At 46.4% G+C, this 13,053-nt stretch carries 15 protein-coding genes; 8 read left to right on the top strand and 7 right to left on the bottom strand.

The window, feature by feature from the left end; translation table 11 throughout:
- Positions 1–45: 45 nt before the first annotated feature.
- The 4 genes from trkA to def all read right to left on the bottom strand — a co-directional run bounded on the left by trkA (position 46) and on the right by def (position 4,402).
- A complete protein-coding gene (gene trkA, locus AB6D93_RS18945) occupies positions 46–1,422 on the bottom strand; it encodes a Trk system potassium transporter TrkA (protein WP_004735766.1) in 1,377 nt (458 codons plus the stop codon).
- Between the two features lie 109 nt (positions 1,423–1,531).
- Complete coding sequence (gene rsmB / locus AB6D93_RS18940; RefSeq protein WP_017063007.1) at positions 1,532–2,812, bottom strand: 16S rRNA (cytosine(967)-C(5))-methyltransferase RsmB; 1,281 nt, start codon at positions 2,810–2,812, stop codon at positions 1,532–1,534.
- 92 nt (positions 2,813–2,904) lie between these two features.
- Positions 2,905–3,852 carry a methionyl-tRNA formyltransferase gene (gene fmt / locus AB6D93_RS18935; protein ID WP_017063006.1) on the bottom strand — a complete coding sequence of 316 codons (948 nt, stop codon included), beginning with the start codon at positions 3,850–3,852 and terminating at the stop codon, positions 2,905–2,907.
- A 37-nt stretch (positions 3,853–3,889) separates the two neighbouring features.
- Entirely contained in the window at positions 3,890–4,402 is a 513-nt protein-coding gene (gene def / locus AB6D93_RS18930; RefSeq protein ID WP_017058772.1) for a peptide deformylase, read from the bottom strand.
- A gap of 140 nt (positions 4,403–4,542) precedes the next feature.
- Here def and AB6D93_RS18925 point away from each other — a divergent pair, with 140 nt between their 5' ends.
- From AB6D93_RS18925 to AB6D93_RS18910, 4 genes are read left to right on the top strand one after another with little or no spacing between them, the layout of a single operon-like run.
- Positions 4,543–5,634, top strand: coding sequence for a LysM peptidoglycan-binding domain-containing protein (locus tag AB6D93_RS18925; RefSeq protein WP_102331967.1), 1,092 nt, complete (start codon positions 4,543–4,545; stop codon positions 5,632–5,634).
- The gene (dprA, locus tag AB6D93_RS18920; protein ID WP_017071760.1) at positions 5,631–6,743 is read left to right on the top strand and encodes a DNA-processing protein DprA; all 1,113 of its coding nucleotides are present in this window, start codon (positions 5,631–5,633) and stop codon (positions 6,741–6,743) included. Before AB6D93_RS18925 ends, dprA begins: the two co-directional genes overlap by 4 nt.
- A gap of 3 nt (positions 6,744–6,746) precedes the next feature.
- Positions 6,747–7,223, top strand: coding sequence for a DUF494 family protein (locus tag AB6D93_RS18915; protein ID WP_029235095.1), 477 nt, complete (start codon positions 6,747–6,749; stop codon positions 7,221–7,223).
- 12 nt (positions 7,224–7,235) lie between these two features.
- Positions 7,236–7,805, top strand: coding sequence for a type I DNA topoisomerase (locus AB6D93_RS18910; RefSeq protein ID WP_102331966.1), 570 nt, complete (start codon positions 7,236–7,238; stop codon positions 7,803–7,805).
- An 88-nt stretch (positions 7,806–7,893) separates the two neighbouring features.
- Here the strand turns inward: AB6D93_RS18910 and AB6D93_RS18905 are convergent, their stop codons facing one another.
- Together AB6D93_RS18905 and purE are read right to left on the bottom strand one after the other, a co-directional pair.
- The gene (locus AB6D93_RS18905) at positions 7,894–9,024 is read right to left on the bottom strand and encodes a 5-(carboxyamino)imidazole ribonucleotide synthase (RefSeq protein WP_102321074.1); all 1,131 of its coding nucleotides are present in this window, start codon (positions 9,022–9,024) and stop codon (positions 7,894–7,896) included.
- A 5-nt stretch (positions 9,025–9,029) separates the two neighbouring features.
- Positions 9,030–9,515 (bottom strand): 5-(carboxyamino)imidazole ribonucleotide mutase, encoded by a 486-nt coding sequence (gene purE, locus AB6D93_RS18900; RefSeq protein WP_004735777.1) that lies wholly within the window; start codon positions 9,513–9,515, stop codon positions 9,030–9,032.
- Between the two features lie 195 nt (positions 9,516–9,710).
- Here purE and AB6D93_RS18895 point away from each other — a divergent pair, with 195 nt between their 5' ends.
- From AB6D93_RS18895 to AB6D93_RS18880, 4 genes are all read left to right on the top strand, one after another.
- Positions 9,711–10,268, top strand: coding sequence for an L-threonylcarbamoyladenylate synthase (locus tag AB6D93_RS18895; RefSeq protein WP_065584144.1), 558 nt, complete (start codon positions 9,711–9,713; stop codon positions 10,266–10,268).
- 19 nt (positions 10,269–10,287) lie between these two features.
- A complete protein-coding gene (hemF, locus tag AB6D93_RS18890; protein ID WP_017069580.1) occupies positions 10,288–11,205 on the top strand; it encodes an oxygen-dependent coproporphyrinogen oxidase in 918 nt (305 codons plus the stop codon).
- Between the two features lie 77 nt (positions 11,206–11,282).
- Positions 11,283–12,113 (top strand): shikimate dehydrogenase, encoded by an 831-nt coding sequence (aroE, locus tag AB6D93_RS18885; protein WP_017067739.1) that lies wholly within the window; start codon positions 11,283–11,285, stop codon positions 12,111–12,113.
- A gap of 17 nt (positions 12,114–12,130) precedes the next feature.
- Positions 12,131–12,400 carry a DUF1488 domain-containing protein gene (locus tag AB6D93_RS18880; protein ID WP_102331965.1) on the top strand — a complete coding sequence of 90 codons (270 nt, stop codon included), beginning with the start codon at positions 12,131–12,133 and terminating at the stop codon, positions 12,398–12,400.
- Here the strand turns inward: AB6D93_RS18880 and AB6D93_RS18875 are convergent.
- A complete protein-coding gene (locus AB6D93_RS18875; RefSeq protein ID WP_017058763.1) occupies positions 12,397–12,942 on the bottom strand; it encodes a gamma carbonic anhydrase family protein in 546 nt (181 codons plus the stop codon). The genes AB6D93_RS18880 and AB6D93_RS18875 overlap by 4 nt on opposite strands.
- Positions 12,943–13,053: the final 111 nt, after the last annotated feature.

Here is a 13,053-nt window from a genome sequence, read left to right as displayed (position 1 = left end):
TTCTCACAAAAAGAAAGTTGCGAGAACAAGCTTACGAGAACAAGGCTATAAGAAGAACGGGCTCGGTTGGAATAGAGACTCAACATCAGGTACGTATTTCTTGTCCACTAGGAACATCACTACGTGGTCATCCTGTTCGATTACGGTTCTATCGTGCGCGATAAGCACCTCTTCTCCGCGAACAATCGCACCAATAGTGGTGCCCGGTGGCAGTTTAATGTCGCCAATCGCTCGGCCAACGACTTTAGATGTGGTCTCGTCACCGTGAGCAATGGCTTCAATCGCCTCAGCAGCACCGCGACGTAGAGAGGATACGTTAACAATATCAGCACGACGAACGTGAGTAAGCAGCGCAGAAATCGTCGCTTGCTGTGGCGAGATAGCAATATCAATCACGCCACCCTGAACAAGGTCGACATAAGCGCCACGCTGAATCAGCACCATTACTTTCTTGGCACCCATTCGCTTCGCCAGCATCGCTGACATGATGTTGGTTTCATCTTCATTGGTTAGAGCGATGAACACATCAACTTGATCGATGTTCTCTTCGGTCAGCAGTTCTTGGTCGGCTGCATCACCACAGAATACGATGGTGTTTTCTAATTCTTCAGATAGTTTCTCGGCGCGAGTATAGCTGCGCTCGATAAGTTTGATGCTGTAGCTCTGTTCAAGGCGTTTTGCCAAGCTTGCACCAATGTTACCACCGCCAACAATCATGATGCGACGATACGGTTTCTCTAGACGCTGAAGCTCACTCATTACTGAGCGGATATGGTTACTCGCTGCCACAAAGAAAACCTCATCATCGGCTTCAATGATGGTAGTACCTTGTGGGCGAATAGGGCGACCTTGACGGAAGATAGCGGCAACACGAGTATCAATGTGCGGCATGTGCTCACGCAAAGCAGAAAGTGCATTACCAACCAATGGTCCACCGTAATAAGCTTTTACTGCTACTAGGCTAACCTTCTGTTCAGCAAAGCTCACAACCTGCAATGCACCTGGATATTGAATCAGACGCTCGATGTAGCTAGTGACGAGTTCTTCTGGGGCAATTAAATGATCGACCGGAATCGCACCTGATTTGAAGAGTGCTTCTTTCTCTTCTAGGTATTGAGGAGAACGAATACGAGCAATACGGTTTGGCGTGTTAAACAGAGAGAAAGCAACCTGACACGCAGCCATATTGGTTTCATCCATATTGGTTACGGCAACCAACATGTCGGCATCTTGCGCACCTGCTTCACGTAGTGTGTTTGGGTGGCTGGCATAACCGTTTACAACCCTAAGGTCGTACTTATCCTGAAGTTCACGAAGTCGGTCAGCATTACGGTCGACAATGGTGATGTCGTTGTTTTCACCAACTAGGTTTTCAGCAAGGGTACCGCCAACTTGTCCAGCACCTAGGATAATGATCTTCATAGCCTTTCTCTTATTTTTGCCGTTGTAATTCTAGTGCGTGCATTTTGCTTCGATAATGCACTAGAAAGAAACAGCGGCTAAGAAATAAATTCTTAGCCGCTGTTAGTTGTTATGCCTGTTTTACTAGAACAGCGTAGTAGAAGCCATCCATATCTTCTTCCCCAGGCAGTATTTGACGACCCGGATTTTCGATATCAGACCCAACCAGCGTTGCGTTCTCTGTACGTGCTAGGAATGCTTTCACTTGCAGCACGTTTTCTTGCGGCGTGATAGAACATGTCGCATAAACCATGGTGCCGCCTTCTTTCAGCTGACGCCACATAGCATCCATAATCTCGCTTTGCAGTTCAGCCAGCGCGTCAATGTCAGATGCACGACGTAGCCACTTGATGTCAGGGTGACGGCGAATTACGCCAGTCGCTGAACAAGGTGCATCAAGCAGAATACGGTCGAACTTATCACCCATCCACCACTCTTCAGGGTAGCGAGCATCGCCACAAATTACGTCGGCACGTAGTTGTAGGCGCTCAAGGTTATCGTAAACACGGTCTAGACGTTTGATGTCGCAGTCAATCGCAACCACTTCAGTATCGTTGGTATGCTCAAGAATGTGTGCCGTTTTACCACCTGGCGCAGCACAGCAATCTAGGATCAGCTCACCATCTTTTGGTGTTAGGTAATCAACCGAAAGCTGAGCAGCAGCGTCTTGCACAGATACCCAACCTCTGTCGAAGCCAGGAAGCAAAGTAACATCACAAGGTGCAGCTAATTTTATGGCATCGGCTGCTTCAGGGTGCAATGTGTATTCAATGTTTTCGTTTTTAAGCAGCTCAACATACTCGTCACGAGTGTGGTGTTGGCGGTTAACGCGCAGCCACATTGGTGCCTTGCTGTTGTTTGCTTCAACCAGTTGCTCCCATTGATCTGGGTAGCTCTCTTGAAGCATTTTTAGAATCCAGCTTGGGTGGCCGTATTTGCCTGCATTGTGGCTAACGGCTTTCTCGTCTAGTTCTTCTTGGTCACGTAGGTAGCTACGTAGTACAGCGTTGATCAAACCACTCAGGCTTGGACCGCGCAGTGTTTTAGTACCCTCAACCGTTTCAGCAACCGCAGCATGCGAAGGGATACGCATAAAGCTTAGTTGGTAAATGCCCACCAAGATTAGGTGGTGGAATACACGCTTTTTACCTTTAAGCGGGTTTTCCATCAGTTCGTTAGCGATTGACTCTAAACGAGGCAGATAACGAAGTGCGCCGTAGCAAATCTCTTGCAGTAGAGCATGGTCTCGCGGACGGATCGTTTTTTGAGCCGCAGGGAGAGCGTGTGAAAGAGAGTGGCCTTTATCGACAACTTGGAATAGGACATTTGCAGCAGCAGCGCGAACATTCATGAGGGGTACCGAATATTTATTTGAATACATGAGGACATCTCTGCCCTCGTAAAGGTTTTCTAAGCTGTGTAATTAACAGCTTTAAAAGCGGATTAAGAAAGTTGAGTACCAACTTCAAACCAGCTTGCACGTGAGTTCAAGATATCCTGAACTGACATGGCTTTCTTACCTGGAACTTGTAGCTGTTCAAGAACAAGTACGCCTTGTCCTGTCGCTACGTAGATACCAGTTTTATCCGCTTGCAGAATTGTACCTGAAGGCTTATCAGAAGTTTGCTCTGCCACACGGCTTTGCCATACTTTGATGCTGTTCTCAGCAGCTTCAAAGTGGCTCATTGGCCATGGGTTGAAGGCACGAACGCAGCGTTCAATATGCGCAGCTTCATCACTCCAGTTGATACGCGCTTCTTCTTTGCTTAGCTTCTTCGCGTAGTTCGCAAGCTCATCGTCTTGCTTTTCTGCAACTGCTTTGCCAGAAGCGATGTCCGCTAGACATTCAACAAGCGCGTCAGGGCCAAGGCCCGCTAACTTCTCGTACATTGATGCGCTGGTATCTGTCGCTTCGATAGGCAGCGTTGCGATGCTTAGCATGTCGCCAGTATCTAGGCCGATATCCATCTGCATGATCGTCACGCCTGTCTCTTTATCACCTGCCCAAATAGAGCGTTGAATCGGAGCAGCACCACGCCAGCGCGGTAGGATAGAGCCATGTACGTTGATACAACCTAAGCGAGGCGTATCTAATACAACCTGCGGAAGCAATAAGCCGTAAGCGACAACAACCATGATGTCAGCGTTCAATTCAGCTAGCTCTTGCTTAGCCTCATCTGACTTGAAGTTTTCTGGTTGGTAAACCGGAATATTGTTTTCAAGTGCGATGTTTTTTACTGGGCTCGCAGTGAGTTTTTTACCGCGGCCTGCTGGGCGATCTGGCTGTGTGTAAACAGCAACAACTTCATGCTCCGAAGACAACAACGCCGCCAAGTGACGGGCGGCGAAATCCGGAGTACCTGCAAAGACAATTCTTAAAGACTGACTCAAGGTAGGCTTCCTTCTAATTTAGTAATAGCAGCGGTTATTAACCTTGTTTCTCGTTGAAACGTTTAATCTTCGCTAGCTTATCTTGGATACGTTTACGCTTTAGTGGCGATAGGTAATCAACAAACAACTTGCCTTCTAGGTGGTCAAGTTCGTGCTGAACACAGATAGCCAGAAGGTCGTCAGCGTCGAATGTGAATTCGTTGCCGTCACGGTCTAGTGCTTTAACCGTTACTTCTGCAGCGCGAGGTACTAGAGCTCGAGCGCCTGGTACAGATAGGCAGCCTTCTTCGATTCCATCTTCGCCGCGCTTCTCAGTAATTTCAGGGTTGATAAGCACCATTGGCTCATCACGTGTTTCTGAAATATCGATAACAACGATGCGTTGGTGGAAATCTACTTGCGTTGCCGCAAGGCCGATACCTTCTTCGTCGTACATGGTTTCAATCATGTCATCAACGAACTTTTGAATCTCTGGGGTAACTTCTTTTACCGGTTTCGCCACGGTACGTAGACGATCATCTGGTAATGTTAATACTTGTAATACAGACATATACACTCGAAATATTGAACTGTGCCGAAACAGCTTAAACCTTGTTGGCTCAATTCTAGACATTTTAGAGGTCAAATGACAGCATCCTGAAGGTAATTCTCCAATCAGATGTCATATATTCAGACCAAGGAACCTAGGTCATGCGTCATTTATTGCCTGCTTTATCTCTTATTTGTGCCTCGATTTCGTTCGCCGCTACGGCTGAAAATAGTGAGCAACCTTTAACCATTAAACAGGGCGCACCTGAGGCGTATGTGGTGGTTAAGGGCGATACTTTGTGGGATATCTCTGCGATGTATCTCGATAGTCCATGGTTGTGGCCAAGGTTATGGCAGGTCAATCCAGAGATAGAAAACCCTCACCTTATTTATCCCGGAGATAAACTGTCTTTGGTTTGGATTAATGGCGAGCCTGTATTGAGCCTCAAGCCTGTTATCAAGCTTAGCCCTAAGATTCGTGTCTCTGAGAAGAAAGCAGTACCTACCGTCAACGAGGGACTGGTTCTACCTTATTTACAGTCTGATCGCTTGGTAGAGCAGCAAGATATCGAATCGGCACAACGAGTATTAGGAACCAGTGATGGCAAACGCTTCTTATCGGGTGAAGACCGGTTGTTTATCTCGGGCAACCAACAACATCAAAAGTGGGGTATTTACCGCGCCGTTGAAACCTACCAGCGACAGCAACCTCAAGCGAGTATGACCTCGTTGCGTTTGGTCGCCACGGCGCGCTTAAAAGAAGTGGATGCTGAGTTCAGCAGCTTGCAGATAGACACTCAGCTGCAAGAGGTATTGCTGAACGACCTTGTGCTACCAGAACTTGGTGTTGATCAGGTGAAGCTCTCTACCACGTTTTATCCTGCACCTAGTGCGGCGGGTCAATTTGCTAATATCTTGGGCTCATTAGATGGCAGCCAATACAGCGCGAAGAATCAGGTGGTAGTGATCAACAAAGGTTCACAGGATAACCTTCGCCAAGGTTCTATGTTTACCCTCAGCGAAAGCGGTGCGGTGGTGTTTGGTAAGCAAGGTGAATACAGTTATAAAGAGTCTGCGGCGAGCGATAAGGTGCAATTGCCAAGTACCTCGCTGGGTAGCTTGATGGTCATTCGTCCTTATGAGTATTTTAGCCTCGCGTTGATCACTCAGAGCTCTAAGCCTGTTAGCAAGGGCATTCTGGCAGTATCGCCTTTGGATCTTGCTTTGACAGAAGAGGTTAAGGGCACCGAGTGAATGAGCAACAACTGAGTGCTTGGCTAACTCTAAGTTTTGTTCCTCAATTGGGTGGCAAACGCCTTTCTCGCCTGCTGAGTATCGATTCCCCTTCGAACATTGTTGGCTACTCAAGCCAGCAGCTGCAAGTGATGGGTTTATCAGGCAAACAAATTTCTTATCTAAGAGAGCAAGCCCCAAGAGAAGTGGAGGCTTGCTTATCATGGCAAGCAAAACAGCCTAACCATCACATCATTACCCCTAATTGCCCACATTATCCCAAACTGCTTAATGAGATTGCCTCTGCGCCCAGTGTTCTTTTCGTTAAAGGTCACGTTGAAAAACTGATCGAGCCTCAAATCGCGATGGTCGGCAGCCGCAATGCCAGTATTGAAGGACTGCAGACCGCCAAGTCCTTCGCCAAAGAGTTTGTCCAAAACGGTTTAATTGTCACCAGTGGCTTAGCTTTAGGTATCGATGGCTATGCTCATGATGGTGCTCTAGATAAAAGAGGGGAAACTTTTGCAGTGTTGGGGTCTGGCTTGGACTCCATTTATCCTGCCCGCCACCGAAATCTAGCTGAGAGGATCTGTGAGAACGGAGCGCTGATTTCAGAGTTTCGACCGAGTGCTAAACCAAGACCTGAACATTTCCCCCGTCGTAACCGTATTATAAGTGGCTTGTCGTTAGGAACCTTGGTGGTGGAAGCGGCTGAGAAGAGTGGCTCTTTAATTACCGCTCGCTATGCCATGGAGCAAGGTCGAGAAGTGTTTGCGCTGCCCGGTTCTATTCATAGCCCAACCAGTCGCGGAGGTAACAGTCTCATCAAAGCTGGAGCATGTTTAGTGCAAAATGCTCAAGATGTTCTGATTGAAATAAAGAGTCTGTTAAACTGGTCTATAGATCAGCAGCCGAGCTTATTCGAACCTACGCCGAATGAGGGTGAAAATGAACAATTGCCATTTCCACAGCTGTTAGCTAACGTAGGATTAGAGGCGACACCCGTTGATATTTTGGCACAGAGAACCCATATACCTGTGCATGAAGTCATGATGCAGCTTTTAGAGCTTGAGCTCTCAGGGCATGTTGTTGCAGTTTCCGGTGGCTATATTCGAAAGGGGAGAGGCTAAGCTATGATGATGGACATACTGATGTACTTGTTTGAAACCTACATCCATAGCGATTCTGAATTGCAGGTGGATCAAGACGAACTTGAAGATGAACTTCTTCGAGCGGGGTTTCACCAAGATGATATTTATAAGGCTCTCCATTGGTTAGAAGACCTTGCTGCACTGCAAGATACCGATAACCAAGCGGCGATTACTATGTGCTCTAATACCTCGATGCGTGTTTACACAAGTAAAGAGATATCACGTATTAATATGGAGTGTCGTGGTTTCTTGTTGTTCCTTGAGCAGATCAACGTCCTCACGACAGAGATTCGTGAAATGGTGATTGATCGTGTCATGGGGTTAGAGACCAATGAATTTGAGTTGGATGATCTGAAGTGGATTATCTTAATGGTACTGTTCAATGTACCGGGTAATGAAAGTGCTTACACGCAAATGGAAGAGCTGTTGTACACCAAAGAGCAAGGTATCTTGCATTAATACAGGCTTATCATGAGTAGTAAGATTGATAATCAGCTTTTTTCAGCACATGAACATGCGTTTGAGCATGAACCATGTCCACAGTGTGGTGGGGAGCTTCAGCTTCGCCACGGTAAGCACGGCCCATTTTTAGGCTGTAAGCAGTATCCGAGCTGTGATTACATCAAGCCTCTTCATCAAAATGATGGTCATGTGGTGAAAGAGCTGGGCGTTCCGTGTCCTAAATGCCAAAACGAATTGGTATTAAGGCAAGGTCGCTTTGGGATGTTCATTGGCTGTAGCAGTTATCCAGAGTGTAATCACATCGAATCTTTGGACCAACCGAAAGAACAACCTGAAGAGCAGCCACTTGTTGCCTGCCCTGAGTGTGGTCGAGGCCACTTGGTTGAGCGTAAATCTCGCTATGGCAAAACCTTCTATGCGTGTGATAACTACCCTAAGTGTAAGTTCGCCGTTAATCAGCCACCTGTTATAGGTCGTTGTGAACAGTGCCAGTTCCCGTTGTTACTTGAGAAGAAAACAGCCAGTGGTACCAAGAAGCAATGCGCTGATCGCAAGTGTCACCACATTCAATCTCAATAACTCGATATTATAGACACAAAAAAACGGCGCTCACTGAGCGCCGTTTTTGTATCCAATAAACTTTTCATATCAATAAGCCAATGTAGGCTTACTTCATCTGCTCAGCAAACTCATGCACAGCAGGGTAGGCTTGCTTATCAAGAATCTCAGCCAATGAGCACAAAGCTCTTTGTAATTCTGCGTTGTAGTCAGCGCTCACGTTAATGTGACCCATCTTGCGACCTGCACGCTTTTCTTTGCCATACCAATGAACATGACAACCACCTTGAGCAAGAATAGCCTCAGGAAGAGTATCTTCGCCAAGAATGTTGATCATTGCGGTTGGACGAATCAGTTTAGTGCTACCTAGTGGCATGCCACACACTGCACGTAGGTGGTTTTCAAACTGACAAGTCTCTGCGCCTTGTTGCGTCCAGTGGCCCGAGTTATGAACACGTGGTGCAATCTCATTAACAAGCAGTGAACCTTGAACATCAAAGAACTCAAGTGCTAGCACGCCAACGTAATCTAAACGCTCAGCAATGGCAGTGAACATGGCTTTAGCTTGCTCTTGCAGTTCAATGTCATCAATCGCTGTCGATAAGCTCAACACGCCGTCGGTGTGAACATTCTCAGCCAGTGGATACACTTGAACCTCGCCATTGGTATCACGAGCACCAACCAGTGATACTTCGCGGTCAAACGGAACAAACTCTTCAGCCACAATCGCTTGGTTGTCGGTCGCGGTAATGCACTCAGCCATTTCTGCCCAAGTCGCGTCAACATTGTCTAATGTCTTTAAGCGCCATTGGCCCTTGCCGTCGTAGCCGCCAAGTGTGCTCTTCAACACCATTGGTAAGCCAACGTGAGCAATTGCAGCGTCAAAGTCTTCGCGAGAGTTAACCACGTAGTACTTAGCATTCTTCACGTTCGCTTCGTCTAACAGGGCTTTTTCAAGACGACGGTCACCGCCAGCTTTGATTGCTTCTGTTGTCGGTAAGAACTTACCGCTGCGCTCACACACCTCAAGTACATCGTGAGGAATATGTTCGAATTCAGCAGTAATGACGTCCGCACGCTCAATCGCATTTTCTAAGCCGTTACCTAGAATCGCTTGCGTTAATGGGTGAACAATATTTTTGCTGCCAACATCAAAAGCAGAAATTTCAATATTCAGCGGTGCCCCAGCTAGGGACATCATGCGAGCAAGTTGGCCCGCGCCTAACACAAGAACATGCATGGAAATTAGTCCTCTGCAGGGTTTGGATTAGCCAAAACCGTTTCTGTTTGCTCAGAACGGAATGCTTCTACTTTTGCCATTACTTCTTCATTGTGTGTACCAATGATTTGAGCCGCTAGGATGCCTGCATTGGCAGCGCCAGCTTCACCGATAGCCAAAGTACCTACCGCGATACCTTTTGGCATCTGCACGATAGAAAGCAGAGAGTCCATGCCTTTCAGTGCTTTAGACTGAACTGGAACACCCAGAACTGGTACGCTTGTGAAAGCAGCAGCCATGCCCGGAAGGTGCGCTGCACCGCCAGCACCAGCAATAATTACTTTAATACCGCGCTCTTTCGCACTGGTTGCGTAGTCTGCAAGCAACTGAGGTGTGCGGTGAGCAGAAACCACTTTTGTTTCGTACGCCACGCCAAACTGATCCAACATTTCTGCAGCTAGCTTCATTGTTGGCCAATCAGATTTAGAACCCATGATAATACCGACAGTCATCTCAAACTCCTTCAGGTACGATTTAATTAGTGATTAGATATTTTGCGCGCATTATACGGGTAAAATTACTTAAGGAAAACGTTTGCGTCAGTCTAAGTTGTTAATTGATACATTTTATAAACAAATAGCTTTAGTCACAGTGAATGATAATTTGTACACTTAGCGAGTTTGATAACTGACTTAATGAGGCAACCCGTGGATAACTTTCAACATACTTTGCAGGCATTACAACAAGGTGAAGTCATTGCTTACCCGACTGAAGGCGTTTTTGGGGTCGGTTGTGATCCCGATAATCCACAAGCCATCAAGAAATTACTCGACTTAAAACAACGACCGATCGAGAAAGGGTTGATCTTAATTGCTGCAAGTTACGAGCAACTGTTACCTTACATTGATGAAAGCCAGTTGACGGAAGAACAGTTGGTAACAGTGAAAGCGACATGGCCAGGTCCGGTCACTTGGATTATGCCAACCAGCAGCAAAGTTACTGACTGGGTAAGTGGTCAATTTGATTCCATCGCGGTACGAGTGACTGATCACCCTTTGGTTCAAAGAATGTGTAATGAGTTTGGTAAGCCGTTAACCTCTACCAGTGCTAACCTGACCGGCGAGCCGCCTTGTATGACGACTGAAGAAGTTAAGCAGCAACTTGGCCAACATTTGGTGGCTATTTTAGAAGGTCAAACGGGTGGTCGTGAGAAGCCAAGCGAAATTAGAGATGCAAAAACGTCGAAAATATTAAGACAGGGCTAAACCCTGCAAAGGAAGTAAGATGTCAGCAATTGATAAAGAAGCAGTAAAGCAGTTTTTACTGAGCCTACAAGATTCGATTTGCCAGCAGCTTGAGCAAGCTGATGGTGTAGCGTTGTTTGAAGAAGATGCATGGGAGCGAGAACCTGGCGATCGTCTAGGTGGCGGTGGTCGTACTCGCGTGATGACCAATGGTGCTTTATTTGAACAGGGTGGAGTTAACTTCTCTCACGTCGCTGGTAAAGCAATGCCTGCCTCTGCAACCGCTCACCGTCCTGAGTTAGCCGGACGTAAGTTTGAGGCGATGGGGGTTTCATTAGTTATCCACCCTAAAAACCCATATATCCCAACCTCACACGCGAACGTTCGATTCTTCATTGCGGAAAAAGAAGGGGAAGACCCGATTTGGTGGTTTGGTGGTGGTTTTGACTTAACGCCATTTTATCCTGTCGATGAAGATTGCCAATCTTGGCATCAAACTGCTAAAGATCTTTGTGCGCCGTTTGGTGATGATGTTTATCAAGAACACAAAGAGTGGTGTGATAAGTACTTCTATCTTCCTCACCGAGACGAAACACGTGGTGTTGGTGGTCTGTTCTTTGATGACTTAAATGAGTGGGGTTTCGATAAGAGCTTTGCTTATATGCAGGCTGTCGGTGAAGGTTTTGCTGCGGCGTACTTACCTATTGTCGAGCGTCGCAAAGATACACCTTATGGCGAACGTGAGCGTGACTTCCAACTATACCGTCGTGGCCGCTATGTTGAATTCAACCTAGTTTACGACCGTGGTACCTTATTTGGCCTGCAAAGCGGTGGGCGCACAGAGTCTATATTGATGTCGATGCCGCCGTTGGCTCGTTGGGAATATCGCTATGAACCGCAAGCGGGCTCACCAGAAGCTCTGCTTTATAGTGACTACCTCAAACCTCGAGTTTGGTAGTTCTTCCTTCCTTATAGGGATAGTGATAGGGTCATCTATATAGATGACCCTTTTTATTATTTCTGTTAGGTAAGGATATGACACAGCAAGTAGATCGTTATGCCGTTTTCGGTAATCCTATTGGGCAAAGCAAATCGCCATTCATTCACACATTATTTGCTCGCCAAACCAGCCAACAACTTACCTATACAGCATTACAGCCAGAGCACGGTCAATTTATCACTGCTGCCAAAACCTTTTTCAGCGAAGGTGGTCGAGGGTGCAATGTCACAGCGCCTTTTAAAGAAGATGCCTATCAGTTAGCCAATCGCCTAACTGAGAGAGCTGAACTAGCTGGTGCCGTAAATACCCTTAAGAAGTTAGATGATGGAGAGATCATTGGTGATAACACCGATGGTGAGGGCTTAGTTCAAGACCTGCTTCAACATCAAGTCACGCTAAAAGGAGCACGTGTTCTTCTTCTTGGCGCTGGTGGTGCTGCGAGAGGAGTGATTCAACCTCTTCTCGACCAAAAGCCACAACAGCTGGTGGTCGCTAATCGAACCAGCTCCAAGGCTGAACTTCTGGCTGAGATGTTTTCGTCGCATGGCAACATCAAGGGGATGGGGCTAAGTGATGTTAATGAAGGCTTTGATGTCATTATTAACTCTACCTCATCTGGTCTAAGCGGGCAGCTTCCTGAAGTGTCTGAGGTGATTTTCAATTCTACTAGCGCCGTTTATGACATGGTTTATGGATCTGGAACGACGGTATTCAATCAATGGGCATTAGATAATGGTGTTCATGCTGCTTATGATGGTTTGGGTATGCTAGTGGGGCAGGCAGCAGAAAGCTTTATGCTTTGGCGTGGTCTTCGTCCGGGAACAAAACAGATTTTAAGAGAATTACGTAAAAATCTAGAGATGTAATGGGGTGTTTATAAAAAATGAATCAATCAATTCTATTTCCTGATATCCAAGATTGGGATGAAGAGGGCCGAACAATCACGTTCCCAGCACAACAGTCGGGCGCATTGATCGAATGTGTCATGTCTATTGAGGAATTATCACGATTGGCAGGTAAAGATATAGAAGAAGGCGATCAAGCTTTAGTTATCTTTTCAGAGTTACGTTTCGATATTGAAGAGCTAGCGGAAGAGTTAATAGAAGAAGAGGAGTATGACTCCTCTAATCGGATTCAGATCAAAGCGCTTTAGACTGAAATTACAGAGTCTAGATAGTCATTTTTATTCTGAACGTAGTTGTCTGCAGACTTCTGTAGAAAGGCACGCTCTTTATCATTTAATGGGCGAGCTTGTTTTACTGGGCTTCCTACATAGAGGTAACCGCTTTCAAGTACCTTGTTTGGTGGCACTAAGCTACCAGCACCAATCATCACTTCTTTTTGGATAATCACGCCATCCAACACGATCGCTCCCATACCAACAAGTACACGATCCTCAATAGTGCAGCCATGCAGCATTACTTTATGCCCGATAGTGACATCATTACCTATTAAGAGAGGATAACCGTCAGGGTTTTCAGCATTCTTATGGGTGACGTGCAAGACACTACCATCTTGGATATTCGTTCTCTCTCCAATATGAATGTGGTTCACATCCCCTCGAGCTGCAACCAAAGGCCACACGCTAGAGTCGTTACCGATTTTGATATCACCAACCAGTACTGAACTGGTATCTATATAGACACCTTGCCCAATCTGAGGGGATATTCCTTTATAACTGCGTATTGAACTCATAAATCCTCCTTTATATAGGCACCTTAAGCCCTTAATTAAGAGGAATACTAGTGAAAATGGGGTGTTTTGAACAAAAAACGCTCGAACAATCAAAAAAGTAAGAAAAACTTC

It is taken from the genome of Vibrio sp. 10N.247.310.23, from assembly GCF_041467155.1.
Taxonomy (GTDB): Bacteria; Pseudomonadota; Gammaproteobacteria; order Enterobacterales; family Vibrionaceae; genus Vibrio; species Vibrio crassostreae_C.
Note: the sequence above shows the minus strand (reverse complement) of the source record. Positions and strands in the feature narration are given on the sequence as shown.